This is a genomic window from Shinella sp. (genome assembly GCF_049651085.1).
GTDB lineage: Bacteria > Pseudomonadota > Alphaproteobacteria > Rhizobiales > Rhizobiaceae > Shinella.
On record NZ_JBASBL010000027.1, the window covers coordinates 57980 to 82675 of the forward strand.

A 24696-nucleotide genomic window follows, 5' to 3' on the forward strand; every position below is an offset into this window, starting at 1 on the left:
CAACGAAACTGTCGCAGGATCCGCCGCAAATGCGGCGGATCAACAATGGGACTTTGTTTATGACCAAGCCAAATATCCTATGGATTTGCACCGACCAACAGCGCTGGGACACGCTTTCCTGTCTCGGCTTTCCTGGTGCGCGTACGCCCAATATCGACCGGCTTGCAAAGAAGGGCGTGGCCTTTCGCAATGCCTACACCCAAAGCCCCATCTGCACGCCGAGCCGCACGACCTTCCTCACCGGCATGTATCCGTCGGCACATCAGGTCCAACGCAACGGCAACGACTATTTCCCTTCCCATCTGAAACTGGTGCCAAAGATATTTCAGACTGCCGGCTATCATACGGGTCTGATCGGCAAGCTGCATCTTTCTGCTGCCCAGAACCGCATCGAGCCTCGTGCTGACGACGGATACAACGAGTTTTACTGGAGCCAGCACCCGCAGCCCGACTGGCCTGAGGGGCACGACTATCACCAATGGTTGGTCGAGAAGGGACAGGATCCAAAGGCGCTCTATGCGCCTGCGGAGGGTGCGGTCTATGACGGCGTGCCGACCGAATTCCACCAAACGACATGGGCGAAGGAACGCGCGCTGTCTTTTATCGAGCGTGGCAAAGGCAAACCCTGGTTCCTGTCGATCAACCTGTTCGACCCGCATCCGCCCTTCGATCCGCCGAAGGAATACATGGATCGCTTCGATCCGGCCGCAATGCCCCCGGCAATCTTCGTGCCAGGCGACCTGAAGCACCAGGAGCGCTTCAGCGGCGTCGACCAGCAGGCGCGCAAACCCGTTGATCCAACGATACGCCACGACCCGTCGGCCGCCGCCAACCTTTCGGGCGCCAGCCACGATACACCGCCGGAGCAATATGATGCGCCGCGCATTCGCGCCGCCTATTTCGCGATGATCAGCCTGATCGATGACATGGTCGGTGAGCTGATGGCTTCGCTCGAGGAGACCGGGCAGGCGCGGGACACGCTCGTGCTCTTCATGAGCGATCATGGCGAGATGCTCGCAGACCATGGTCTGCTCTACAAGGGGTGCCGTTTCTACGAAGGCCTCGTGCATGTGCCGATGATCGTCTCCCTGCCGGGAGTGATCACGGAAGATGCGGTGTCGGATGCACTGGTCGAACTTGTCGACCTGCCTTCAACGCTGCTGGAGGCTGCCGGGCTCGAAATTCCGCACCAGAACCAGGGGCGTTCCCTGCTGCGGCTTCTCAAGGGAGAAAGCCCGCTTCACGAGCACAAGCCCTATGTTCTGTCGGAATACTACGATGCCCTGAAATTTCCAGGCAGCCTGGGATCCCGGGGAAGCATGTATTTCGATGGGCGCTACAAGCTGAACGTCTATCACGATGCGGCAGCTGGCGAACTCTTCGACTTGCTTGAGGACCCGAATGAATTCGAGGACCGATGGCTCGACCCGGATTATGCCGCAATCAAGAGCGAGCTGATGCAACGGCATTTTTCGGCAATGATGATGGTCAGTGGCATCGGGCCGGAACGGATCGCAGACTTCTAGGAAAGAAAGACCGGATGCAGCCGTTGTGAGCAATGACGGCGGCCGTTCCAGGAGGACAATATGGCAGAAGTGAAAATATCAAACTTGTCGAAGGTGTTCGGCGGGACGACGGTAATTCCCCAGCTCTCCCTCGATATTCCCGAAGGGTCCTTCACGGTGCTTGTCGGGCCGTCGGGATGCGGCAAGTCGACCCTGTTGCGGATGATCTCGGGACTGGAGGATGTCTCCGGGGGCAAGATCTCCATCGATGGGGAGGATGTCACGCACAGCCATCCAGCCGACCGCAGCATCGCCATGGTGTTCCAGTCCTACGCGCTCTATCCGCATATGACGGTGCGCCGGAACATCAGCTTCGCGCTGGAACTTGCAAAAGCGCCGAAGGACGAGATCGACAGACGGGTACAGCGCGCCGCCGCCATCCTCCAGCTCGAGGACTATCTCGACAGGCGGCCGGCGCACCTTTCCGGCGGTCAGAGACAGCGTGTCGCTATCGGGCGCGCCATTGTCCGCGAACCGAAAGTCTTTCTGTTCGACGAGCCGCTCTCCAACCTTGACGCGGCGCTGCGAGGGCAGATGCGGGTCGAGTTGATGGAGCTGCACCGCCAGCTGGGTGCAACGATGATCTACGTCACGCACGACCAGGTCGAGGCCATGACCATGGCTGATCAGATCGTCGTGCTCAACAAGGGCACGATCGAACAGGTCGGCTCGCCGCTCGAGCTCTTCGATAGGCCGAACACACCTTTCGTCGCCGGCTTCATTGGCACCCCGAAGATGAACTTCGTCGATGGCGCTATCGCGCAGGAATTCGGCGGCGACCTCATCGGTATTCGCCCGGAGGATATCGTCATGAGCCGCGAGAGCGGCGGGTGGAAGGGGCGCGTCAAGCTGATCGAGCAACTCGGCAGCGACACGCTGGCCCACATATCGACCGATCTCGTCGGCGAAATGATCGTGCGTGGGGGGCGGCAGATCTCGGAGCTGATTGGCTCGGACGTCTATCTCTCCGCGCCGCGCGAGAAGCTGCACGTCTTCCGCGATGGCCTGCGGGTGGACCCAAAACACTAGGGTACTTCCAACCGCCCACAATCAGAGATCGCTTTAAAAACAATGCAATCGAGCCGTTCTGGTGAATTGCTCTCGGTCCCAAGGACAGGAATTCAGCTATGTCGAAACAACGAGCACTGGTGCTGGAGCGCATGGGCGAATTGAACATTCGCGACATCGACTTGCCGTCGCAGACCGGTCCGGGCCAGGTGAAGATCAAGATACACACGGTGGGCGTCTGCGGTTCCGACGTGCACTACTACACGCATGGCAAGATCGGCCCCTTTGTCGTCAACGAGCCGATGGTGCTCGGGCACGAGGCCGCCGGCACGGTGATCGAGATCGGTGAAGGCGTCAATCATCTGAAGGTCGGCGACCGGGTTTGCATGGAGCCCGGCATTCCTGATCCCAATTCCAGGGCAAGCCGCCTTGGCATGTACAATGTCGATCCGGCCGTTACCTTCTGGGCGACGCCGCCGGTGCACGGGGTGCTGGCTCCGGAAGTCGTGCATCCGGCCAACTACACCTTCAAGCTGCCGGACAATGTGAGTTTTGCCGAAGGCGCTATGGTCGAGCCCTTCGCTGTAGGCATGCAAGCTGCCTCGAAGGCGCGCATCGCTCCGGGCGATACGGCCGTCGTGCTTGGCGCCGGCCCGATCGGGACCATGGTGGCAATCGCGGCGCTTGCAGGCGGCTGTGCACGTGCCATCGTCGCAGATCTCGCCCAGCCGAAGCTCGATATCGCCGCCCAGTACCAGGGCGTCATCCCCGTCAATATCCGCGAGCAGAACCTAGCAGAAGAGGTTGCCCGGCTGACTGACGGCTGGGGCGCGGACGTGATCTTCGAATGCTCCGGCTCCCCGAAGGCCTGGGAGACGATCATGGAACTGCCACGGCCGGGCGGGGCCATCGTCGCGGTCGGCCTGCCGGTCGATCCGATCGGCTTCGACGTCTCGAGCGCAACGACGAAGGAAATCCGCATCGAGACGGTGTTCCGCTATGCGCATCAATACGAGCGCTCTATCGCGCTGCTTGGCTCCGGCCGCGTCGACCTCAAGCCGCTGATCTCCGAGACCTTCACGTTCGAAGATTCCATCAAGGCCTTTGATCGGGCGGTCGAAGCCCGGCCGACGGACGTCAAGTTGCAGATCGTGATGGCTGAGTGATGAGGTCGACGCCCCAGACCGCCCCGCACGTATCGCACTCGTAGTTCCGTTTCATGCCCCGTCTCATGTCCGTCTTCGGAGGCAACGGCCCGGCCACCATAACCCTGCGCATGGAGATGCGGGCCAGGCTCCGACTCTTCAAAAAGAAGTTCGCTTCGCGCGGAAGCGAGATCCTTCTCATTGTCATCGCGGCGCTCGTGGGCGTTGTGGCAGGCCTTGTCGTGAGCGCGATGAGCTGGATCTCGAAAGGCATGCACAGCGTTGTCTTCGGCATCGGGATGGCCGATTGGCTCAGCGCCACGCCGATACTCGACCCGCTGGTCACGATGGGCGCGCCCGTCGCCGGGGGCGTCGTGCTCGGCGCCCTCTTCTACCTGCTCGCGAAGCGGAAGCCGCGGGCCATCGTGGACCCGATCGAGGCCAATGCCCTCTATGGCGGTCAGATGTCGTTGACGAGCAGTATCGTTGTGGCGGTCCAGAACCTGATCTCGAACGGTTTTGGAGCGTCCGTCGGCCTTGAGGCCGGCTACACGCAGCTCGCTTCCGGCATCGCCTCCAAGTTCGGCATGAAGCTGAAATTGCGCCGGGCCGATTTGCGCATCCTCGTCGGCAGCGGCGCTGCCGGCGCCATCGCGGCGGCATTCAACGCGCCGATAACCGGTGCCTTCTATGCCTTCGAGCTCATCATCGGCGCCTACAGCATCGTCGCGCTGGCACCTGTCATGGTCGCTGCGATCGTTGCCGCGCTCATCGCGCGCCTCGTCTCGAGCGGTGGTCTGACCATAACGGCCGGCGATCTTGCGACGTTCTCCGCCAGCGATTTCATTCCCGCGGTCTTGCTCGGCGCCCTTTGCGCCATCGTTGGCATCCTCATCATGATGACGGTCGCAAAGGTGGAGGAAGTGGCGCGCAAAAGCTCCGTTCCAATTCACATGCGTCCGGCAATTGGCGGCATCGTCGTCGGATTGCTCGCCCTCGTCACGCCGCAGGTACTGTCTGCAGGTCACGGCGCGCTGCACCTCAATCTCGAAGGCGATGTAGCGGTTCAAACCCTGGCCGGGCTTTTCCTGCTCAAGGTGATGGCTTCCGCTGTCTCCATCGGCTCCGGTTTCAGGGGCGGCCTTTTCTTCGCGTCGCTTTTCATGGGCGCATTGCTCGGGAAGGCCTTTGCATTGGGCGTCGATCCGTCACTGACAGGCATGCTGCCGGTATCGGTGCTGGCAATCGTCGGCATGAGCGCGCTGGCTGTGGCGATCATCGGCGGCCCCATGACGATGACCTTTCTGGCCCTGGAAATGACAGGCAATTTTCCGATGACCGTGCTGGTTCTGGCGGCGGTCATCACGTCCTCAGTCGTCGTTCGCTCGACCTTCGGATACTCGTTCGCGACTTGGCGTTTCCATCTTCGCGGCGAAAGCATCCGCAGCGCCCACGACGTCGGGTGGATCCGCAACCTTACGGTCGAGAAGCTGATGCGCGCCGACATCCGCACCGTCCGATCGGATATTTCACTGGATGCGTTCAAGGAGAGCTACCCGATCGGTTCCACTCAGCGCGTGATCGTGGTCGATGACGGCGACAGGTATCAGGGCATTGTCAGCGTCCCGGAAATCCACGCGCCGGAAACAGACGCATCTAACTTCTCGTTTCCGGATTTCCTGAGGCACAAGAACGACTTCCTCCAACCTCAGATGAACGCGAAGCAGGCGGCTGAAATCTTCGACAGGAGCCAGGGCGAAGCGCTTGCCGTCGTGGACGGACTGATCGGGCGTCGCGTCATCGGCCAGCTGAGCGAAAGCCATACGCTCAGGCGTTACAGCGAGGAGCTTGACCGCCGGCGCCGCGACGCGGTCGGGGAGACTTTCTAGACAAGGCTGCGAAATGTGATGACAAAGGAACCAGAAGGCCAGTCGACTGCAATTCGCGGATGTTGTGCGGCATCGTCTCGTGCAAGGTCGCCGTTGCCCCATCAGCCCATCCCTGCCTCTTTGACCAACTCACCGTCACGTTCGTTCGTGTCGAAGGCAATCAGCCTGCCGGGCGGGATTTCGCACGTAGGAACCGATGCTCCGGTGATCGCGGCTGATGGCGAAGGGCCCGCGCGGAAAGTGCGGCTCAAGCCGTTCCTGATCGATCCGCACGCAGTCAGTGGTGCGCGATATCGGGATTTCGTGCGCGAAACCGGTTATGTCACCGAGGCTGAAAGATACGGCTGGAGCTTCGTTTTCCATCTTCTTCTTGAGGATGCCGAACGGTACCAGGCGCCAGTCGATACTTTGTGGTGGAGGAAGGTCGACGGCGCCTGCTGGTTACGGCCCGAGGGACCAGGCACGAACCTGGACGGACGAGAGGAGCATCCGGTCACCCATATTTCATGGGCAGACGCGAACGCCTATGCCGCATGGTGCGGCGGGAGGCTTCCGACCGAGGCTGAGTGGGAATTCGCCGCCCGTGGAGGGCTCGAAGAACCAAGATTTCCCTGGGGGGATGAGGAACCAACGGACAGCGTCATCCGCTGCAATATCTGGCAGGGCAGTTTCCCGCACTCGAATACAGCGGCGGATGGCTATGTCGGCACGGCGCCGGTACAGAGCTTCGAGCCGAACGGCTACGGCCTCTACAATATGGTCGGAAATGTCTGGGAATGGAGTTCCGACGTTTTCCGTGTCCGGTCCGTTTCCAGGGATGCGCGGCTGCGCAATGCGGTAGCAAGGGACGCCTCTGAGTACGTGATGAAAGGCGGCTCATACCTTTGTCATCCAAGTTATTGCTATCGTTACCGGATCGCCGCCCGCTCCGGTCGTCCGGCCGACACTTCGTCCGGCAACACCGGTTTCCGGGTAGCCTATGACGGAGTGTGAACCAGAGTAGTCGCGTTTTAGGGTGTGGGCGTGAGTTTCCGGTGGTGACCGCGGTCACCACCCTACCGCAGGTCACGGGCTACACCGCCAGTGATGAGGTCAATGCGCCAGCAAATCCTTCAGAGAACCGCTGGCGCCAAAACGCATCGACGAGGCGTCGTTCTGGCAGGGGCCGTCCATAGGAAAGCCGATGCTTGCTGTGTGGATGAGGATTCCGCCCCCTGCCATATGATGGGCGATGCCCTATTGGAGTGACGCATTCACCTTCTCTGCGATTTCAGGAGAAAGCCACTCTGTCCAAATCTGAGGGTGGTTTTTCAGAAAATATCTGGCCGCATCCTCACCGGATGCTGCCGAGCAACGATGTTGGCGACCAATAATAGCCTAACCATCCGATTTTGCGCTCATAGTTCTTGGCGATGGAACCATCAAGTCTCGCCACTGAGCCCGGGTCGACCAGCATGAATCCTTTCGTGTCCTCTTCGTAGGCCGTGTACAATTGTTCAGCTGTCGTCGACGCTCCCCAATCCGATGGACCGTTGACAACGGCCTCAACTCAATTCTGCCTTGCAGCGTGGCCGCTGTCGCTGTGACGGTTGGTACCGGTGATGTCCTTTGCTTCGTGCAGCAGAACAACTCTGGCGTTCGAAGTCCGATCAACGAGATCAGGCCTCAAGCGAGGTCGCCCCTCTTGGTCGGCTGCAGCAGGCCAGGATGTATCCCTCCGCCCCTTCGTCGTCAGCCAATCCACCGAGATCGTCCATGTCGATGTTTCCCGGTGCCAGCTTGACCTTGCAGCTTCCGCAAACGCCCCGCTGGCATGAACTCTCGATCCATATACCCGCGTTCAACGCACGTTCGAGGAGCGTCTCGCCGGGAGCGCACTTGCCGCGCTTTCCCGACAATGAGAAACGGCGATCTCTACGTGACGATCTAGTCGTCACGTCATAGCTGGCCGCCGGCCATGCATCCCGACTTTGACCTGCCGTGGGCGATCATTGTCCGCGGCAGGGCTGCATCTTTTCTACCACGCACAAAGCGCGGCCACCTCGTCATATCGACCATCAGGATGGCCTGGTCTTCGGACAAAGCAGCGTTCCGAGTGTGTCGGATATCACCTGCGACGCTATTGCTCTTTCAAGCGGCGAAGTCTTGCTCTAAAAGAGGCATTTGAAATACCTCTTATTGTCGCCTTCGAGGGGCCGGGATTTGCCGATGCGACTGACGTTTCACACGGACTACGCCATGCGCATGCTGATCCATGTCGCAATGCGGCCGGACCACGTGTGCACGGTCAATGATGTCGCGCAGGCCTACAGGTTCTCACGCAACCAACTCGCCAAGGTGGCGAAGATGCTGCGTGACCTCGGTCTCGTCGAGACGGCGCACGGTTGCGGGCGACCGGGGAGGAATTTTCACTGGCCGAATGCATGCAGGCGGGAGGGCGGGCATGAGGCGCTCGCCGCCTTCCTGGCGGTTCTCGACAAATACACGCTCGCCGACATCGTGCAGAACCGAGTTTCGCTCGGCCCGCTGCTCGGTACGGACACCGTGGTAGCATGGAAGCGGAGGGAAGATCGATGGTCTCGGGATTGACTGTGTCGGAGCGCTACGTTGCGCTCTTTGTGCTCAGTGCGCTAGCGCTCGCCGGCCTTGCCATGGCGGTCGCCGGGCAGGGCGATCCGCTCGCCGTGCACGGCTACATCGTGCTCGCCATCAGCGTCGGCCTCGGCTTCACCGTGCTTTCCGCGCTATTTGCACCGGAGCCTTCGGAAAGCTGGTTTTCGGAGTATTACGACGACCCGACACGGGTCGGCATCATTCTGTCGCTCGCCTGGGCGGTCGTCGGCATGTTCATCGGCGTCTGGGTGGCGGCGCTGCTGGCGTGGCCGGAGCTGACATTCGTCGATTCCGCCTGGGCGAGCTTCGGGCGGCTCAGGCCAGTGCATACATCGGGTGTCATCTTCGGCTTCGGCGGGAATGCGCTGATCGCCACATCCTTCCATGTGCTCCAGCGTACCTGTCGCGCCCGGCTGCCGGACCAGTTCAGCCCGTGGTTCGTGCTGATCGGTTACAACCTCTTCTGTCTCGTCGCCGCAACGGGCTACCTGATGGGCCTCACCCAGTCGAAGGAATATGCCGAGCCGGAATGGTATGCCGATATCTGGCTGGTCGTCGTCTGGGTCGTCTATTTCCTGATCTACATCCGCACGCTCCAGCGCCGCAAGGAGCCGCATATCTATGTGGCAAACTGGTACTATATGGCCTTCATCCTGGTCGTGGCGGTGCTGCACATCGTTAATAACCTCGCCGTGCCCGTCTCCTTCGGTCATGCCAAGAGCTATTCGCTGTTCTCGGGCGTGCAGGACGCCATGACGCAATGGTGGTACGGCCATAACGCGGTCGCCTTCTTCCTGACTGCCGGCTTCCTCGGCATGATGTACTACTACCTGCCGAAGCGCGCGGAACGGCCGATCTTCTCCTATCGGCTCTCCATCATCAGCTTCTGGGGTATCACCTTCATGTATATGTGGGCCGGTGCGCACCACCTGCACTACACGGCCCTGCCGCAATGGGTGCAGACGCTCGGCGTGACCTTCTCCATCGTGCTGCTGGTGCCCTCCTGGGCCTCGGCTGGCAACGCGCTCGCCACGCTGAACGGTGCCTGGAACAAGGTGCGCGACGACGCCACGCTACGCTTTATGATGGTGGCCGCGGTCTTTTACGGTCTTTCTACCTTCGAGGGTTCGTTCATGGCCATCCGCGCGGTCAATTCGCTCTCGCACTATACCGATTGGACCGTTGGCCATGTCCATGCCGGCGCGCTCGGCTGGGTGGCGATGATCACCTTCGGCTCGTTCTACGCCCTCGTGCCGTGGATGTGGAAGACGGAGCGCATGTATTCGCCGAAGCTCGTCGAGGTGCATTTCTGGCTCGCGCTTGCCGGTACCGTCGTCTACGTCTTCGCGATGTGGAATTCGGGTATCATCCAGGGCCTGATGTGGCGCACCTACAACGACAGCGGCACACTCGCCTATTCCTTCATAGACAGCCTTATCGCCATGCATCCCTATTATATCGCCCGCGCCTTCGGGGGGCTCCTGTTCCTCGCCGGCGCCGTCGTCTGCTGCATCAATGTCGGCATGACGATCCGCATGGCGCGCCATACCCGCAAGGCCGGGACGGCAGGCGACGTACCGCTCTACGGCCAGCCGCAGGTAGGAGAATGACCATGAAGGAGTTCTTCCATCGCAAGCTCGAGCGCAATGCCATCGGCTTCGTGCTGGCCATCGTCGGCGTCGCTTCCATCGGCGGCATCGTCGAGATTGCCCCGCTCTTCACCATCCACGAGACGGTGGAGGAGGTGCCGGATATGCGGCTCTATACACCGCTGGAGCTTGCCGGCCGCAATCTCTACATCCGCGAGGGCTGCTACGCCTGCCATTCGCAGATGATCCGCACGCTGCGCGACGAGGTGGAGCGCTACGGACCCTACTCGCTGGCCGTTGAATCGAAATACGACCATCCCATGCTTTGGGGCTCCAAGCGCACCGGGCCGGACCTTGCCCGCCTCGGCGGCAAGTATTCCGATGCCTGGCATGTCGCTCACCTGATCAACCCTCGCGATGTCGTGCCGGAATCGGTGATGCCGCGCTACGGCTGGCTGCAACGCAATGCGCTGAGGGTCGACGATCTTGGCGAACATCTTGCCGCTCAGCGCGCCGTCGGTGTGCCCTATACGGATGCGATGATCGAGAACGCCACGGCGGATGCCCGTGGGCAAGCCAACCCTGACGGCGCGGGAGCCTCCGGCGTCAGCGAGCGCTACGGCGAAGCGACGAATGTGCGCGTCTTCGACGGCAATCCGGGCCTCTTGACGGAAATGGACGCGCTGGTCGCTTATCTCCAGATCGTCGGCCAGCTCACGCAGGCCGCGCATCAGGAAACCGTGGCGAAGGAGGAGTAGGCATGGACGTTGACTACGACAGCACCGTCGCCTTCGCCAAGAGCTGGGGCCTCTTTTATCTCATCGCGATGGCCGTGGGCGTTCTGATCTATGCCCTCTGGCCGGGCAACCGCAAGCGCTTCAACCGTGCCAAGACGAGCATTCTCGACAAAGACGATCGGCCGAGGGACTAGGGTATGGCAATCGAAAAAAAAGACCCCGTCACTGGGCGGACGACCACCGGTCATGAATGGAACGGCATCGAGGAACTGGAGACGCCGATCCCGCGCGTCGTTATTTTTTTCCTCGCCGTGACCACGCTTTTCTCCATCGGCTACTGGATCCTGATGCCGGCCTGGCCGCTTGGCGTCACCTATACCAAGGGGCTCCTCGGCATTGACCAGCGCGCCGTCGTGACGAAGCAGGTGGAGGACGCCGCAGCCGCCCGCGCCGCATGGACGGACCGCATCGCGACGGCGAGCCTTCAGGAGATTGCCGCCGATCCGGACCTGATGAACCAGGTGCGCGAGACGGGCCGCACGCTCTTCATCGACAATTGCGCCGCCTGCCATGGTATCCGCGGCACAGGCGGCCCCGGTTTCCCCGACCTTGCCGCAAAGGCCTGGCTCTGGGGCGGCGACCCGGACACCATTGCCGAGACAATCCGCATTGGCATCAACTCCACCAACGAGGACACGCGCATCTCGCAGATGATGGCTTTCGGCCGCGACGGCGTGCTGGATGCCGGCCAGGTCCGAGCGGTGGCCGCCTATGTGCGCTCACTTTCCGACCTGCCGATGCGGGCCGACGACAAGGCGCGCATCGCGGCGGGCAAGGAAGTCTTCGACGCCAATTGCGTCGCCTGCCACGGCGATGATGCCCGCGGAAGCACCGACGTCGGCGCGCCTGATCTCACCGACGCCGCCTGGATCTACGGAAGCAGCGCGCAAGCGGTCTTCACTTCGGTCTATTCCGGGCGGCAGGGCCATATGCCCCACTGGGAAGACCGCCTCTCGCCCGTCGATGTCAAACTGCTGGCGCTCTATGTCGGCACGCTTGATGAGGCGGCCCGATGACCGCGCTCACCGGCAAGCCGCGTCTCAACTGGCGGCTTGTCTCCGTGTTGCTCGTCGGGGCCGGTGCGCTTGTGTTCATCGTCGCCAATGCGCATCTGATCCATGTCGCATTCTCCTCGCAGCCCGATTGCGTGGATCACCTCAAGACGGCAGACAAAAATGGTGCGTATCGCGCCGCGCGGCCGTCCTGCTGAACGGAGGAAGGATATTATGGGAACGACGGAAAAGACCGGCAACACGCACCTGCCGCTCGCCGAGCAGCGCCGCCGCAACCTGCCGGCAAGCGCCGCAATCGGCTGGCTTGGAGAAGGCTGGCGCGACCTCTGGCGCAATCCGCTGCCAAGCCTGTTCTACGGCCTTGCCGTCTTCCTGCTGTCGGTTGCGGTGGTCTGGTGTCTCTTCCGCATGGAGCTGGACTACATCCTCTTTCCGGCACTTGCCGGCTTCATGGTGGTCGGCCCGCTGGTGGCGATCGGCCTCTACCGCAAGAGCCAGGACCTGGAGGAAGGCATTGCCCCGAGCCTGTCGCGCATGATCTTCGTCAAGACCGAATCCGGCGCGCAGGTCTGGTACACCGGCGCGATCCTCTGCCTGCTGATGTTGGTCTGGATGCGCGCCGCTGTCATCATCTATGCGCTCTTCGTCGGGCTGCGACCCTTCCCCGGTCTTGATCATGTCGTGGCCATGCTGCTCTCGACGCCCGAAGGGCTGGGCATGATCGTCGTTGGCACCGTGGTCGGCGGGCTCTTCGCCGCCTTCTCCTTCGCCATCAGCACCTTCGCCATTCCAATGCTGCTGGCGGAGCGGACGGACGCCTTCACCGCCATGGGTACGAGCATCTCGCTCGTCTACCGCAACCTGCCGGTCATGCTCGCCTGGGGCGCCATCGTGCTTGCCCTCACCGTGCTCGGTATCGCGACAGGGTTTTTGGGGCTCATCGTCATCTTCCCGCTGCTCGGCCACGGCACCTGGCACAGCTACAAGGCAATCCGATGAGAGGTAGGCCCGCACCAAAACACCCCGTCGTCGTTGACAGCAGGACGCTACTGAAGGTGCTCGTTCGTTTTCTCGCGACGGGTCTATCGGCAGCGGAACCCCGTGGAGCGGTACTTCACCCGGATCAGACAGTTCCGAGGCATCGCAACTCGCTACGACAAGCATCCGGAACGACCTCGCCGCCGTAAAGCTCACCGCAGCAAGAATATGGGGGCAACGTCTATGAGCCGGCGCCCTGGCACTGACCTAAAGTGTATGACGACAAATGCCCCGCGCGCTCGAGCGCGCGGGGCATTTTCTTAGCGGGAGTTCTGCAGCCAGAAGTCCTGCCAGTCCTGAAGCTTGGCAAAGTCGTCCTGGCCGGTTTCCGAGTGGTTCACATACAGCTTGCTGACATGGGCGGCGATACCAGAGGCCTCGCCTTCGGGCATCATCGCCTCGGTGTTGGTCGAGATTTTGCCGTCACCCAGCTGCGGGGCCATGCCTTCCTCGGTCATCATGAAGCGGACGAAGAGCTTGGCAGTATTCGGGCTCTTCGTGCCGGCGGCGATGACCGCGACGCGTGGTGTGAGTTGCCCGACCCACGGCTTCATCTCCTTGCAAATGCCCATGCCGTAGCCGTCTTTCTTGGCGTCGCGGAAGATGGCAGCGCTGAGGAAGCCGATTGGAGGCTTTTCTTCCTTGGCGCCGACGATCGGGCCGACATCAGTGTCGCTGCGCGTGACCTTCGGCTTGTTCTGGGCAAGGCGCTTGACCCATTCGGCCGTTGCACTCGCTTCCTCGGTCTTCAACTCCTCGCCGAACTCGGCCTTGTAGGCCTCGCGCATCGCGGCGTCCTCGTGGGTCGCAAGCTGGTTGAACCAAAACATGGTCTCGTTACGCAGCAGCGGATCGGGAATGGCGACGCGGCCCTTCCATTCTTCCGTCGTCAGCGCCCAGAGGTTGTCGACCGGGCAGGTGTCGCCGTAGACGTCCGTGTTATAGGCGAAGACCCAGGGGTTGTTGCTGGTGATCGCCGGGCTCTGGTATTCGGCCGGGATCTTGTCCTTGAGATCGGGTGCAAGCCACGAGACGCCATGGCCCTGCGGCAGGATCTGGCTCGTCACCGAGGGCAGGTTGCTCATGTTGAAGACGTCGGTGCGCACGTTGCCAGCGGCCGCTTCCCGGGCGATGACCTGCTCCTGGTCCTGCCCGCTCATCTTCACGCCCGTTGCCTTCAGGCCGTATTTCGCCGAGAAATTCTCGGCCATAGAGACGATCTTGCCGGTGGCGTCGATGACCGTGATAGGCTCTTCCTTTTTGGCCGCTTCGATCAGCGCTTCCAGCGAATAGTCGCTGTCGGGAATGCCGATTTCCTTGGCGTCTTGCGCAATGGCACCCGTCAGGCCGAAAGCCAGAACGGATGCGCTCGTAAGCAGGCAGATCAATGTCTTAGGCATCATTTTCCTCCGTTGCCTTGGTGTCGCATGCCGCTCAGAAGGCGATGCGATTCTTGTCCCGGTCGAAAAGGTGCAGATGCTGCCTTTCGACCCAGAAATGAGTAGTGTCGCCCGCGGCCTTCTGCGGGTTCTCTGTCGCGATGGCGAAGAAGCGGCTGCCCTCGATGTCGAGTTCGACGATCCAGCTTCCGCCCGTCGGTACGATGTCGACGATGGTTCCCCGTCCAGCGGCGCGGTCGGCCGCGTCCATATCGCTGAGCGTGCCGAGGCGCACGGCCTCCGGCCGGATGCCTGCGGAAGCGACGGGGTCGTCATCCAGCGCGAAACGGGAAAGCACGCCGTCAAGCCAGCTGTGCAACGGGCGGGTCTGTCCTTCGCCGCGTTCGATAATGTTGATCGGCAGGCTGCCGACGAATTCCGCGACGAAGCGGTTGGCCGGGCGCTCGTAGATGTCGTCGGGCGTACCAACCTGCTGCAATTCGCCTTCGCTCATCACGGCGATGGTCGTCGCAAGCGTCATGGCCTCCCACTGGTCATGGGTGACGAAGACGATGGTGGAGCCGGCTTCCGCGTGGATGCGCTTGAGTTCCGCACGCATCTCCAGCCGGAGCTTGGCGTCGAGATTGGAGAGCGGTTCGTCGAGCAGGATGATGGAGGGGCCGAGCGCCAGCATGCGGGCGAGCGCCACGCGCTGCTGCTGGCCGCCGGAAAGCTGCGCCGGATACCGGTCGGCATAGCGGGCGATGCCGAGCTTGGTCATGACGCGGTCGACAATGGCGTCGCGCTCGGCGGCAGGCGTCTTGCGTAGCTTTAGGCCGAAGGCGACGTTGTCGCGGATCGTCATGTGCGGCCAGAGGGCATAGTTTTGGAAGACGAGGCCCATATTGCGCTTCTCCGGCACGGTGAAGACGCCATCGGCGACAGAGACGATTGGCTTTCCATCGACGAGGATGCGTCCGCCGGTCGGGTGCTCCAGCCCGGCGATCATGCGAAGCGTCGTCGTCTTGCCGCAGCCGGAAGGGCCGAGCAGGCAGAGGAATTCCGACTTGCCGATTTCCATGTTGAGGTTGCCGATGGCGGCGGGGCTGCCGCGGCCATAGGATTTGCGGATGTTTTCCAAGGTGATGCTGGACATTACTTGCTTCCCATGCCGTCTGAGAGGTTGGCCCGACCGATCTTCTGGACGAGCATCGTGCCGGTGAAGGCGACGACGCAGAGCATCAGGACCACTGCATTGGCGGCCTGGCTGTAGCCGTAATCGACGAGACGGATTGCGTAGGTGGTGAGCAGGTCCGTGCCGGGAACGGCAAGGACCACGACGAGGCTGAGACCCTTGATGCCGGAGATGAAGGGCAGGAGGATCGCCGAGACAAGCGCGCCGCGCTGGATCGGCAGAACGATGGAGACCATGCGGCGGAACCAGCCCGCACCGACGATCTGCCCGGCCTCCTCCGGCTCGCGGCCGAGCTGCATCATCGAGGAGATGCCGGCGCGCGATGCGAAGGGCATCTGGTCCGCGAGGATGGCAAGCACAAGGATGATCGGCGTGCCGTAGAGCGCCGGCAGCGGCGGGCGGGCGACGGCGAACATCGACAGATAGGCGGCGGCGAAGGCTATGCCCGGTACCAGATAGGGCAGGAAGGTGATCTGCCGCAGCGCGACGGAAACGAAGCGGACCGGCGAACGCACGACGGCATAGCCGACGAGGAGACCGAGTAGGCCCGCGCCGAGGGCGGCTAAACCCACCATCCAGACGGTGTTCCACAGCGCCAGCCAGAATTCTCCGGTCAGCAGGATGCCCTGGTGCAGTGCCGTCGTGCCGAGATCCGTGCCGATCCAGTAGTCGAGGGTGAAGTTGTCGAGGCTGAAGGAGCCCGGCACCCGCATGACCGTCGTCAGCGCCAGCGCGATGAGCGGAATGCCCGCGCTGAAGATGAAGACGGCGAGCGCCCAGGAGAAGGCCGGCACCTGCCACTTGCCGAGCGGCGCTGGACGGATCATCGCGCCCTTCGAACCGATAGTGACGAAGCGCTTGGCTTCCTTCAGCAGGCGCATGTCGATGAGGATGGAGAAGAGGCCGAGCAACACGATGACGCTGGCGATGACGGCGGAAGCGCCGGCCTGGCTGGTTGAGATCGCGCGGAACAGGGAGGTTGCCAGCACATCGAAGCCCACGGGCACGCCAAGCACATAGGCGACACCGAAATCGCCGAGGCACTTGGCGAAGATCAGCGTGGCGGCGGAGATAAGTGAAGGCATCATCAGCGGCAGGATAATCCGGCGCGCCACATCGACGGGGCTTGCGCCGAGGCTGCGGGCGGAATCTTCCAGCTGCGTGTCGAACTGCTTCAGCGCATTGCCGAACAGTAGGATGACGAAGGGAGCGTAGTGCAGCGCGAGGATGAGCGAGATCGGCAGCGCGCCATAGGCGAACCAGTCCGGCGGCGTGAAGCCGAAGGTCTCCATCCAGCCGGGAAGCCCACCCGTCGTACGGTTCTTGAAGAGCGTGAGCCAGGCAAGGGCGAAGGTCCAGGACGGCAACATGTAGGGCAGGAGCAGCGCAGTGGAGAGCCACTTTTTGCCTATGAGATCCGTTCGGGCAAGCAGCCAGCCGATCGGGCCGCCGACGAGGAAGGCTATCGCGATGGCAAGAGCGGAGACGATCGCCGTGTTGGCGAGCGGCCACCAGAACAGGTCCCGCGCGATGGGCGAGAAGAGGACGCGGTTCAGATAGTAGAACGTGAACGCGCCGAGCTCCTGCTTGCTGCGCGCGATATCGGGAAAATGTACCGTCACGGCGTCGACGAGCAGCAGGGCGACCGGGGCAAGGATGAAGTAGCCGAAGACTGCCAGCAGGGTGAGACCGAGCAGGAGCGTCGGATCGGCGCTGTTGACACGCATCAGATAGGAGAAGCGCGTCCAGGGAGAGGCCGGCTCGGGACGCGAAAGGTCGTCCGGCAAAATGGTTTGCAGGGTCATGGGCTCACTTTGTCGTGCGAAAGAAAGAGGGGCGGTGGTGTATCAGTCCGGCAGGGCGCCGACCGCGGCGGCGACATCACGGACCGCCCGCCAGGCCGTATCGTAGCGCAGCGGCACGAATTGTTCGTCGCCGTTGAAAGCCGCCGTCATGTCAGGCGGGAACCGGAAGGCGAAGAAGCAGGCCGTCAGTTTCTTCGCCAGCTCGGGGTCTAGATCATGGGCGTGAACGAAGGAGGAGGTGGGGAAGAGCGGGCTCTCGTACAGCACCCTCAGAGCATTGCGGTCGACGGCGCCACGCTCCACGAGGCGTTCGAGAACGTCGGAGGCGACGGCTGCCATGTCGTAGTCGCCGGCAAGTACGCCCATCACCGACTTGTCGTGCGCGCCGGAAAGGATTGGCCGGTAGTCCGTATCGGGCACGAGACCTTCGACTGGAAAGAGCGCCCGGGGCGCGAGATTGCCGGAATTCGACGCCGCGGAGACATGGGCGACGCGCTTGCCCTTGAGGTCGGCGAGCGAGTGATAGGGCGAATCCGCCCGCACGATGGCGACGAGATGATAGCCGCGCACCGCGCCGTTCTCGCCCTTGCCGGCGAAGGGCACAGCTCCCGCCTTGTTGACGGCCTCGACCGTCGGGCCGGTGGAAAAGCCGGCAAAATGCAGACGGCCGGTGCGCATCGCGCTGATTTCGGCAGCGCTCGACTGCACGGGATAGTAGACGATCTGGCGATCGAGGCAGCGCGAGAGGTGCTGCGTAAACGGCCGGAACAGCTGGGCGTAGACCGCGGGATCCTCAATGGGCGCGAAGGCCCAGACGAGCGTATCTGGATTGCGCCACTTGGCCGGATCCGACGGCGGGTCCGCCACCAGGTCTCCGTCGGCGTCGCAATAGGCCTCATCGAGGCCTGTCCGTTTCTGGCACGTTTCGGCGCGGGCCACGGCGCCACCGGCTGCCAGAAGGCAGGCCAGGATCGCGCAGGCCGCGATGGCATGGAAGCGGTTCATTTTCTCCTCCCGAGGGATTTACCGTCTCGCGTTCGGCAAAGCCCTTGCTATAGGATGAGGCAATAGCCCAAACTTCCTGTCAGAGTCCTGTCAGCATCATGCGTATTCTTGTCATCGAAGACACCATCGACATCGCCGAGGCGATCGAAGCGAAGCTTTCGCGTGCCGGGCACCATGTGACTTTGGCACAGGATGGCATTTCCGGCGAGGAATTGGCGATCCATGGCGAATTCGACGTGGTGGTCCTCGACATCAATCTTCCCGGTCGCAGCGGGTTCGAGGTCATGGCACATATGCGCTCGCGCAATTTGCCCACCCCCGTGCTCGTCATCACGGCGCGCAACCAGCTCGACGACAAGATCAGTCTGCTCGATCTCGGCGCCGACGACTATATCGTCAAGCCGTTCGACCTCGGTGAGCTTGAGGCGCGGCTGAGGGCAGTCACACGGCGGCACCAGGGGCTCGCGCGTTCACTGCTGCGCATTGGTCCGCTCGAGGTCGACATGTCCGCCCGTGCCGCTCGGCTTGCCGGCCGGCCCCTGGAATTGGGGCGGAGGGAGTTCGAGGTGCTGGAAACGCTGGCGGCACATGCCGGCAGCACGGTGAGCAAGGAGCGGCTCTACATGAAGCTCTTCGGGCACGACGACGTCGGAACGCCCAATGCCGTCGAGCTCCTTGTCTCGCGCGTTCGCAAGAAGCTGGAATCGCAGGATGTGGAGATCGTCACCCATCGCGGTGCCGGCTACGTGTTACGCAGCAAGGTCGATGCGGTAAACTGATGGCAAGACTGTCGATAGAGCGACGTCTTCTGATCACGACGGCCTGTCTCTTCCTCGTCATCGGCAGTGTGCTGGTGCTGACGGTGCGCACCTATGCGCGCCAGGCGGCAGACGAGGCTTTCGACCGGGTATTGACGGCTTCAGCGCTCTCGATTGCCGATACGGTTGCCATCGAGGAGGGCACCGTCGCCGTCGACATACCCTATTCGGCCTTCGCCATTCTCGGCACGTCCCGCCTGAATCGGGTCTTCTATCGCATCACCGCACCGGACGGCAGTCTGGTCACGGGGTCGCCCACGCTCGGCCTCGATATCCCGGCCCTCAGGGACGAGACGCTGCAGCTGCACGATGCGCTCTATCGCGGCGAACCGGTGCGTATCGCCGCCGTGCAGCGCTACCGCGCCGACACGGTGACGGGAACCGGAGGCTGGATCGGTATCCAGGTGGCCGAGACGCGGGAGGCACGCCGGGAACTAGCCGGCGAACTGACACTAAACGGCATGCTGCCGGCAGTGGCGATCGCGCTGCTTGCCGGCGGTCTCATCCTGGCTTCGGTGCGCTCGGCGTTTTCGCCGCTGCGTCTCATTGAAAGCAACCTGCGGGGCCGGCGTCCTTCCGATCTTAGCCGCATCGAGAACGAAGTGCCGGTCGAGGTCTCCGCGCTTGTTTCCGCGCTGAACGATTTCATGGACCGCTTCTGCTCGGTGCTCGATGGCGTCAAGCGCGTTACGGCGGATGCGGCCCACCAACTGCGCACACCGCTTGCCGCTATTCAGGCCCAGGCGGAGGTGGCGTTGGAGGAAGTGGAAAGCGAGCGGGTACGACGGCGGCTTACCCGTATCCATCACAATGCACGAGAGGCGGGCATGCTCGCCAATCGTCTGCTTTCTGAAGCGACAACGCTTCATCGCCTCGAAACACAGGACCGGCAAGTCGTGGATGTCGGGCAGGCCGTCCACGACGCCTTGCAGATGTTGAACGCGGAAAGTGCCTATGCCGGCCCTATGCAGTTGCTCATCCAAGACAGGCAGCAGGGCGCTATCTGCGTCATGGCTGAACCGATCGCACTGCGGGAAATGGTGCGCAACATCGTCGAGAATGCCTTCATCCATGCACCCGGTGAGACCGTGCTGAGCCTCTTCGAGCGAGAGGGGAGCGCCGTGCTGAGGGTCATGGACCGGGGGCCGGGCATACCTGACAGCGCCAAGGGCCTGGTTTTCCAGCGCTTTGCGCGGACTGATCGCAGCACTTCCGGCTCAGGCCTTGGTCTTGCTATCGCAAAAGATGTGGCAGTTGCCTTCGGCGGGACGATCGCTGTGGCCGATCGCGACGGGGGAGGGCTCGTGGTCGAGGTCGTTCTGCCTATCGTGTCGGAAGTAAGGGGGGAAGTATGAGGAATGCCGGTGCCGTTCTATTCTTCCTCCTCCTTGTGATGCCCGGCCTCGGCCTGGCGCAGGAGCGTGTCGTACGACTGGCAGGCGTCATCTCGGAAGCGCGGATGCTGCCGCTGATCGAAGCGCTATCTGTTAACCTGCCGGGGACGCGGCTCGTCTACGAAAGGCTTACCTCTGCACAGGTCGCCGCCGCCGCCGCGCGCGGGAACGATGTCCCCTTCGATCTTGCATTCCTGTCCTCGCCAGATATCGCCGTTTCCATCGCAAACGAAGGCCATGCCGTTATGGATGAGGTGGCCGGTGCCATGGCCGACCGTCAATGGCGGGGCGAGGTCTTCAGCTTCTGGTCCGACCCCGCCGTCATCGTAGTGCGTCGCGCGGCCTTCGAGGGTCGCCTGCCGCAGACGCGCATCGAGCTGGTGCGCCTATTGGAGCAGGACAGTGTGCGGTTTGCCCGCCGCGTCGGGGTCGTCAATGTAGGCATAGACGATATCGGCTACCTGCTGGCCTCGCAGGATTCGATCCGGACATCGCTCTACTGGCGACTGGTCCGGGCGTTTGGCGGGGCGAAGGCGCGTATATACGACACGACGGACGACCTTCTGGAGGCACTGCAGGCCGGTGAGCTTGACGTCGTGTACAATGTGCCGCTTTCGGCGCTCCATGCTGGCGGTGTGCTGCCGAAGGGCATGGAGATCCTTGTTCCGCAAGACTATGTGCTGGCCGTACCGTGGACGGCGCTGATACCGAAGGGCGCCCGAAACCTGCATGAGACGCGTATCCTCCTCCAGATGCTTCTTGCCCCGGATGGTCGGGCGGCTCTCTCCGCTGCGGGCTTCGTTCCGCCCGTGCAGCCGACCCGTTTCGAGGGGCTTCAGAAGATCGAGCTGGGACCGGAACTTCTTGTTTTCCGTGACATGATCAAGCGCAGCAAATTCCTCGATGCCTGGTTCCAGATGATTGTCGGCTAACGGGAGCTTCTCCGACTAGCGACTGCGGTTACTGACGCCGTGGCCCCGAACCGGAAACGGGCATTGACGAGCCCGGACCCTAGTCAACAGGCCTGTTGCAGTGCTCGACGCACGATCCCGCATCCGGAAGAACAATCGGGAATTTTCTTCAGTTGGCTGCGCTCGGCCGAATACACTGCTACCACCGCAGGCAGGGTCAAAAAGGGACGTGAAATCAACCCACTGCTTCTTTAACCCGTTGACGGCGATCGCCATTCACTGCGGAGGCTATGGGAGGAGCAACTGAGAATCAAAAATGCGTGCCTTCACCGCGTTTACGTGACAGCACCGGCGGCATAGTTGGATGCACCTCGCTGATCCAGCCCGAGGGGGCACTCCAAGGCGAACTCAAACTGGATAAAACTTGGGGGCAAGGTCTCTGGGAATTGGGGATCAGAGCAGACCGTGCTCCCGGTCCGCCAAGGCGGCGCCACCGCGCCGGAGAACACGCAAAGATCAGGTGTGTATCCGCATGCCGTTTGCGTCGAACAGATGCATGGCGTCCTCGTCGAACGCCAGCTTGACATAGTCACCTTCGCTGAACCGGGTGCGCGGTGGTACGGACGCGAGTATGCGTTGGCCGTCCACGCTTCCGGTGACGATCAATTCCGGACCTGTGAGCTCGACGACGTCGCAGCGGACTGTGAGGGAAAGGCCGGCGTCGTCATTCAGTCGGAAGGATTCGGGACGAATACCGATGGTAATCTCCTGGCCTTCCGCAGGCGTCTTTTGCAGGCCCTCGGGAAGCGGCAGCGACGTTGTGCTGCCCTCCAATACAAATGCGGCACCCCGTCGTTTCGCACGCAGCAGGTTCATCGGCGGCGCGCCGACGAAAGTCGCCACGTAGAGCGTTGCAGGGTGGTTGTAGATTTCCTCCGGCGTGCCGAGCTGCTCGATGCGGCCGTCGCGCATCACGGCAATGCGGGTCGCAAGCGTCATCGCCTCGATCTGATCGTGGGTCACGTAGACGACCGTGGTCTTCAGCATCTGATGCAGGCGCTTGAGTTCGGTGCGCATCTCCATGCGAAGCTTGGCATCGAGATTGGACAGCGGCTCGTCGAACAGGAATACTTGCGGATTTCGCACCAGTGCCCGGCCGATTGCCACACGCTGGCGCTGGCCGCCGGAAAGCTGGCTTGGCTTGCGGTCGAGCAGGTTTTCGATCTGCAGCAGCTTTGCTGCCTCGCGCACCGATTTTTCGCGGACATCGGCCGCTACCTTGCGCATTTCCAGGCCAAAGCCGATGTTGCGGTGGACCGTCAGGTTCGGATAGAGCGCGTAGGACTGAAATACCATGGCGATGTCGCGGTCCTTGGGGTGGACGCCGACAATGGAACGACCGCCGATGCGGATGTCGCCGCCCGATGCTTCGGCAAGCCCGGCGATGATGTTGAGCAAGGTCGACTTGCCGCAGCCGGAAGAGCCAAGGAGCACAAGGAACTCGCCGCTTTCAAGCGAGATATTGATGCCTTTCAGCGTCTCGAGTTGGCCGTAGGTCTTGTGAATGTCCTGGATTTCGAGCGCGCTCATCGCGTGGTCTCCTCGGAAGATGTCTGTGCGCCATAGCTGCGGGGAAGTGTTGAGATCGCGTGAGACGCCACGATCGTTCCCGCAGAAAGGCACTCGGCAAGCGGTTTTTCACAGGCCAGCGCGGCAAGGAAAGCGGCATTGAACACATCGCCTGCGCCGATCGTGTCGATCACCTTGACGGCTGGTGCCGCAGCCATTGCTATTTCGCCATCCGGCCCGATCGCAATGGCGCCGTCCGGCCCCCGCTTGACGACGACGATTGCGCCTTCCGGCATATGCGAGGCAAGTTCTCTTGCCGCTTCAATCGGGTCGGCCCTGTCGGCGAGCGTCGTGGTCTCGATGTCATTCAAAAGTGCTATTCTGCAACGCGAAAGCCATTGGCGCGCCGAGGCGCAGTTCTGCTCCGTCCAGCCGTCGATCGGCCAGCCGGTGTCGAGTGCAACGCTGATTCCGTGCGTGTCCGCCCAGTCGAAAAGCAGCAAATAGTCTTTGGTCAGGTCGTCGGTCAGGAAAGCGCCGGTCAGAAGCGCATAACCGCCTGCCAGCGCTTCGCCATTCAAGATGCCGAGGACATCGGCGAGGTTGAGCCGCGGCAGGTGTCCGCGCGTGGTGAAGAAGGTGCGCTCGCCATCGGGATGGGTGATGCCGACCGATAGCGTGGTACCTTCGGGACGGACCGGCCACTTCCTGCCGTGATCGCCGAACGCATCCGCCAGCCAACGCCCGAACTGGTCGTCGCCGACGTTTGCAGCGATTTCGTATTCGATGCCCATTCCGTCCCAGGCGAGCGCGCTGTTACCCGCCTGGCCGCCGACACGCAGTTCGTCGTGATCGACCATCACCTCGGTGCCGGCCTTGGGCCAAGGATCCGCAGGCCCCAGGATGAGGTCGACATTGACATTGCCGATGACTGCAAGCGGTCGCATCATTCGCTCCGCGTAATCTTGGTGGAGCGCACCGGCGTGCCGGCATTGTCCACGCGCTCGTTTGCAAATGCGATCATCAGTCGTTGCGCGGCCGGCAGCATGGCAAAGATTGCAGCCAATCCGGTCGCGGGCTTGAAGGATATCGTCACGGCCCCGGCCATGGCCTCCTGGCCGGAGGCATCGAAGAGAACCACCGGCGCGCCGGTCTCGGCAACCGATCGAGCCATCGCCGTCACGAGGTCGGCTGTCGCATGCGCATCGCGAAACAGCACGACGCCGATGTGTTCGCCGAGCATTTCCATCGGCCCATGGCGAAGCTGGCCGCCTTCGAGCGAAAAGCAGGGGAGCCGCGAAAGCTCCGTCAAGCCCAATGCCAGCACCTCTGCCACGCCCTGAAGGCGCCTGCCCGATGTGACGACGGTCGCGACACCGCCGAGCGCGGCGAGCGCGGCGTCTATTTCCGGCTCTTCAGGATTGTTGAGAGCAGCAAGCGCTTCGGAAACGTCGTCGCCGAGGGCGGCAAAGACGGCCAGATGCAGACCAAGCGTTACCATCAGGCTGCGGGTTGCGGCGAATGCAAGCTCCGTTCCCCCTACGCCGATCATCGACGGCGCAGTGCGGGCAAGGAACGATCCGCCCTCGAGCGTCAGGCCGAACGTATCGGCCGTGCCGCCTGTCTCGTCGAACCATCGGATCACCTCGGCGCTCTCGCCGGATTGCGAGGTGACGAAAACCGTCCTGCCTTCCAGCGGCAGCGGCTGACCAAGCTGCTCGGAGAGGGGGATGGCGATGGCATCGATGCCGAGGGCGCGATAGAGCGGCTCGACCGCGCGGTTGACGGCGTGCGAACCACCCATGCCGAGCAACAGCATCCGGCCGGTTTTCCCGAGGGACGCAGCGGCCTTGCCCGCCATCTCCTGCGCCGCTTCGAACGACGCCAGCGCGTCGGCGTGCTGGCGTGCCATCTCACGGTCTATGGCGAGTAGACCCGCCGGGCGATTTTCATTCAAGCTCAT

Annotated in this window: 23 protein-coding genes and 2 pseudogenes; 16 read left to right on the forward strand and 9 right to left on the reverse strand. The window is 62.4% G+C overall.

Features of this window, described 5'->3' with window-relative positions; translation table 11 throughout:
* Positions 1 to 29 precede the first annotated feature (29 nt).
* The 5 genes from WA950_RS17660 (at position 30) to WA950_RS17680 (ending at position 6600) form a co-directional block, all read left to right on the forward strand.
* On the forward strand, positions 30 to 1526 hold the full coding sequence (locus WA950_RS17660; RefSeq protein ID WP_424553031.1) for a sulfatase family protein: 1497 nt from the start codon (positions 30 to 32) through the stop codon (positions 1524 to 1526).
* Between the two features lie 60 nt (positions 1527 to 1586).
* Entirely contained in the window at positions 1587 to 2594 is a 1008-nt protein-coding gene (locus WA950_RS17665; protein ID WP_424553032.1) for an ABC transporter ATP-binding protein, read from the forward strand.
* A gap of 98 nt (positions 2595 to 2692) precedes the next feature.
* The gene (locus WA950_RS17670; RefSeq protein WP_424553033.1) at positions 2693 to 3739 is read left to right on the forward strand and encodes an NAD(P)-dependent alcohol dehydrogenase; all 1047 of its coding nucleotides are present in this window, start codon (positions 2693 to 2695) and stop codon (positions 3737 to 3739) included.
* A 110-nt stretch (positions 3740 to 3849) separates the two neighbouring features.
* Positions 3850 to 5607, forward strand: a complete 1758-nt coding sequence (locus tag WA950_RS17675; RefSeq protein WP_424553590.1) for a chloride channel protein — start codon at positions 3850 to 3852, stop codon at positions 5605 to 5607.
* A 147-nt stretch (positions 5608 to 5754) separates the two neighbouring features.
* On the forward strand, positions 5755 to 6600 hold the full coding sequence (locus tag WA950_RS17680; RefSeq protein ID WP_424553034.1) for a formylglycine-generating enzyme family protein: 846 nt from the start codon (positions 5755 to 5757) through the stop codon (positions 6598 to 6600).
* 243 nt (positions 6601 to 6843) lie between these two features.
* Here WA950_RS17680 and WA950_RS17685 read toward each other — a convergent pair.
* Together WA950_RS17685 and WA950_RS17690 are read right to left on the reverse strand one after the other, a co-directional pair.
* Positions 6844 to 7150, reverse strand: a pseudogene (locus WA950_RS17685) (glycine betaine ABC transporter substrate-binding protein); the annotation flags it as partial.
* Positions 7151 to 7265: 115 nt separating this feature from the next.
* Positions 7266 to 7544 (reverse strand): 2Fe-2S iron-sulfur cluster-binding protein, encoded by a 279-nt coding sequence (locus WA950_RS17690; protein ID WP_424553035.1) that lies wholly within the window; start codon positions 7542 to 7544, stop codon positions 7266 to 7268.
* A 271-nt stretch (positions 7545 to 7815) separates the two neighbouring features.
* Here WA950_RS17690 and WA950_RS17695 point away from each other — a divergent pair, with 271 nt between their 5' ends.
* The 8 genes and pseudogenes from WA950_RS17695 to WA950_RS17730 form a co-directional block, all read left to right on the forward strand.
* On the forward strand, positions 7816 to 8196 hold the full coding sequence (locus WA950_RS17695; RefSeq protein ID WP_424553036.1) for an Rrf2 family transcriptional regulator: 381 nt from the start codon (positions 7816 to 7818) through the stop codon (positions 8194 to 8196).
* Entirely contained in the window at positions 8181 to 9830 is a 1650-nt protein-coding gene (ccoN, locus tag WA950_RS17700) for a cytochrome-c oxidase, cbb3-type subunit I (RefSeq protein WP_424553037.1), read from the forward strand. Before WA950_RS17695 ends, ccoN begins: the two co-directional genes overlap by 16 nt.
* A 2-nt stretch (positions 9831 to 9832) precedes the next feature.
* Positions 9833 to 10567, forward strand: a complete 735-nt coding sequence (ccoO, locus tag WA950_RS17705; protein ID WP_424553038.1) for a cytochrome-c oxidase, cbb3-type subunit II — start codon at positions 9833 to 9835, stop codon at positions 10565 to 10567.
* Positions 10568 to 10569: 2 nt separating this feature from the next.
* Positions 10570 to 10740 carry a cbb3-type cytochrome c oxidase subunit 3 gene (locus WA950_RS17710; RefSeq protein WP_424553039.1) on the forward strand — a complete coding sequence of 57 codons (171 nt, stop codon included), beginning with the start codon at positions 10570 to 10572 and terminating at the stop codon, positions 10738 to 10740.
* Positions 10741 to 10743: 3 nt separating this feature from the next.
* Positions 10744 to 11622: a cytochrome-c oxidase, cbb3-type subunit III gene (ccoP, locus tag WA950_RS17715; RefSeq protein WP_424553040.1), complete on the forward strand. Its 879-nt coding sequence runs from the start codon at positions 10744 to 10746 to the stop codon at positions 11620 to 11622.
* On the forward strand, positions 11619 to 11816 hold the full coding sequence (locus tag WA950_RS17720) for a hypothetical protein (RefSeq protein ID WP_424553041.1): 198 nt from the start codon (positions 11619 to 11621) through the stop codon (positions 11814 to 11816). Before ccoP ends, WA950_RS17720 begins: the two co-directional genes overlap by 4 nt.
* 16 nt (positions 11817 to 11832) lie before the next feature.
* Entirely contained in the window at positions 11833 to 12618 is a 786-nt protein-coding gene (locus tag WA950_RS17725) for a DUF2189 domain-containing protein (RefSeq protein ID WP_424553042.1), read from the forward strand.
* Between the two features lie 60 nt (positions 12619 to 12678).
* Positions 12679 to 12844: pseudogene (locus WA950_RS17730) on the forward strand (IS5/IS1182 family transposase); the annotation flags it as partial.
* A gap of 73 nt (positions 12845 to 12917) precedes the next feature.
* Here the strand turns inward: WA950_RS17730 and WA950_RS17735 are convergent.
* Genes WA950_RS17735 through phnD form a run of 4 tightly spaced genes read right to left on the reverse strand, consistent with a single transcriptional unit; the run spans position 12918 to position 18041 of the window.
* On the reverse strand, positions 12918 to 14057 hold the full coding sequence (locus WA950_RS17735; protein ID WP_424553043.1) for an ABC transporter substrate-binding protein: 1140 nt from the start codon (positions 14055 to 14057) through the stop codon (positions 12918 to 12920).
* Positions 14058 to 14091: 34 nt separating this feature from the next.
* Positions 14092 to 15192, reverse strand: coding sequence for an ABC transporter ATP-binding protein (locus WA950_RS17740; protein WP_424553044.1), 1101 nt, complete (start codon positions 15190 to 15192; stop codon positions 14092 to 14094).
* The gene (locus WA950_RS17745; protein ID WP_424553045.1) at positions 15192 to 17036 is read right to left on the reverse strand and encodes an ABC transporter permease; all 1845 of its coding nucleotides are present in this window, start codon (positions 17034 to 17036) and stop codon (positions 15192 to 15194) included. Before WA950_RS17745 ends, WA950_RS17740 begins: the two co-directional genes overlap by 1 nt.
* A gap of 42 nt (positions 17037 to 17078) precedes the next feature.
* Positions 17079 to 18041, reverse strand: coding sequence for a phosphate/phosphite/phosphonate ABC transporter substrate-binding protein (phnD, locus tag WA950_RS17750; RefSeq protein ID WP_424553046.1), 963 nt, complete (start codon positions 18039 to 18041; stop codon positions 17079 to 17081).
* A 98-nt stretch (positions 18042 to 18139) separates the two neighbouring features.
* Here phnD and WA950_RS17755 point away from each other — a divergent pair, with 98 nt between their 5' ends.
* The 3 genes from WA950_RS17755 to WA950_RS17765 are packed head-to-tail and all read left to right on the forward strand — an operon-like array spanning position 18140 to position 21185.
* Positions 18140 to 18820, forward strand: a complete 681-nt coding sequence (locus tag WA950_RS17755) for a response regulator transcription factor (RefSeq protein ID WP_424553047.1) — start codon at positions 18140 to 18142, stop codon at positions 18818 to 18820.
* Positions 18820 to 20214, forward strand: a complete 1395-nt coding sequence (locus WA950_RS17760; RefSeq protein WP_424553048.1) for a sensor histidine kinase — start codon at positions 18820 to 18822, stop codon at positions 20212 to 20214. The genes WA950_RS17755 and WA950_RS17760 overlap by 1 nt, the downstream gene beginning before the upstream one ends.
* On the forward strand, positions 20211 to 21185 hold the full coding sequence (locus WA950_RS17765) for an ABC transporter substrate-binding protein (RefSeq protein WP_424553049.1): 975 nt from the start codon (positions 20211 to 20213) through the stop codon (positions 21183 to 21185). The genes WA950_RS17760 and WA950_RS17765 overlap by 4 nt, the downstream gene beginning before the upstream one ends.
* Before the next feature lie 495 nt (positions 21186 to 21680).
* Here WA950_RS17765 and WA950_RS17770 read toward each other — a convergent pair whose 3' ends face one another.
* Genes WA950_RS17770 through WA950_RS17780 form a run of 3 tightly spaced genes read right to left on the reverse strand, consistent with a single transcriptional unit; the run spans position 21681 to position 24696 of the window.
* Positions 21681 to 22754 (reverse strand): ABC transporter ATP-binding protein, encoded by a 1074-nt coding sequence (locus WA950_RS17770; protein ID WP_424553050.1) that lies wholly within the window; start codon positions 22752 to 22754, stop codon positions 21681 to 21683.
* Positions 22751 to 23680 carry a PfkB family carbohydrate kinase gene (locus tag WA950_RS17775; RefSeq protein ID WP_424553051.1) on the reverse strand — a complete coding sequence of 310 codons (930 nt, stop codon included), beginning with the start codon at positions 23678 to 23680 and terminating at the stop codon, positions 22751 to 22753. The genes WA950_RS17770 and WA950_RS17775 overlap by 4 nt, the downstream gene beginning before the upstream one ends.
* On the reverse strand, positions 23680 to 24696 hold the full coding sequence (locus WA950_RS17780) for an SIS domain-containing protein (RefSeq protein WP_424553052.1): 1017 nt from the start codon (positions 24694 to 24696) through the stop codon (positions 23680 to 23682). The genes WA950_RS17775 and WA950_RS17780 overlap by 1 nt, the downstream gene beginning before the upstream one ends.

Bases quoted from the DNA above. Each gene is read 5' to 3' on its own strand.
- WA950_RS17745 (WP_424553045.1), bottom strand. From the start codon at position 17,036: ATGACCCTGCAAACCATTTTGCCGGACGACCTTTCGCGTCCCGAGCCG.
- WA950_RS17710 (WP_424553039.1), top strand. From the start codon at position 10,570: ATGGACGTTGACTACGACAGCACCGTCGCCTTCGCCAAGAGCTGGGGC.
- WA950_RS17725 (WP_424553042.1), top strand. From the start codon at position 11,833: ATGGGAACGACGGAAAAGACCGGCAACACGCACCTGCCGCTCGCCGAG.
- WA950_RS17770 (WP_424553050.1), bottom strand. From the start codon at position 22,754: ATGAGCGCGCTCGAAATCCAGGACATTCACAAGACCTACGGCCAACTC.
- WA950_RS17660 (WP_424553031.1), top strand. From the start codon at position 30: ATGCGGCGGATCAACAATGGGACTTTGTTTATGACCAAGCCAAATATC.
- WA950_RS17780 (WP_424553052.1), bottom strand. From the start codon at position 24,696: ATGAGCTTGAATGAAAATCGCCCGGCGGGTCTACTCGCCATAGACCGT.
- WA950_RS17665 (WP_424553032.1), top strand. From the start codon at position 1,587: ATGGCAGAAGTGAAAATATCAAACTTGTCGAAGGTGTTCGGCGGGACG.
- ccoN (WP_424553037.1), top strand. From the start codon at position 8,181: ATGGTCTCGGGATTGACTGTGTCGGAGCGCTACGTTGCGCTCTTTGTG.
- WA950_RS17695 (WP_424553036.1), top strand. From the start codon at position 7,816: ATGCGACTGACGTTTCACACGGACTACGCCATGCGCATGCTGATCCAT.
- ccoP (WP_424553040.1), top strand. From the start codon at position 10,744: ATGGCAATCGAAAAAAAAGACCCCGTCACTGGGCGGACGACCACCGGT.
- WA950_RS17760 (WP_424553048.1), top strand. From the start codon at position 18,820: ATGGCAAGACTGTCGATAGAGCGACGTCTTCTGATCACGACGGCCTGT.
- WA950_RS17670 (WP_424553033.1), top strand. From the start codon at position 2,693: ATGTCGAAACAACGAGCACTGGTGCTGGAGCGCATGGGCGAATTGAAC.
- phnD (WP_424553046.1), bottom strand. From the start codon at position 18,041: ATGAACCGCTTCCATGCCATCGCGGCCTGCGCGATCCTGGCCTGCCTT.
- WA950_RS17735 (WP_424553043.1), bottom strand. From the start codon at position 14,057: ATGCCTAAGACATTGATCTGCCTGCTTACGAGCGCATCCGTTCTGGCT.
- WA950_RS17765 (WP_424553049.1), top strand. From the start codon at position 20,211: ATGAGGAATGCCGGTGCCGTTCTATTCTTCCTCCTCCTTGTGATGCCC.
- WA950_RS17675 (WP_424553590.1), top strand. From the start codon at position 3,850: ATGGAGATGCGGGCCAGGCTCCGACTCTTCAAAAAGAAGTTCGCTTCG.
- WA950_RS17720 (WP_424553041.1), top strand. From the start codon at position 11,619: ATGACCGCGCTCACCGGCAAGCCGCGTCTCAACTGGCGGCTTGTCTCC.
- WA950_RS17775 (WP_424553051.1), bottom strand. From the start codon at position 23,680: ATGCGACCGCTTGCAGTCATCGGCAATGTCAATGTCGACCTCATCCTG.
- ccoO (WP_424553038.1), top strand. From the start codon at position 9,833: ATGAAGGAGTTCTTCCATCGCAAGCTCGAGCGCAATGCCATCGGCTTC.
- WA950_RS17740 (WP_424553044.1), bottom strand. From the start codon at position 15,192: ATGTCCAGCATCACCTTGGAAAACATCCGCAAATCCTATGGCCGCGGC.
- WA950_RS17755 (WP_424553047.1), top strand. From the start codon at position 18,140: ATGCGTATTCTTGTCATCGAAGACACCATCGACATCGCCGAGGCGATC.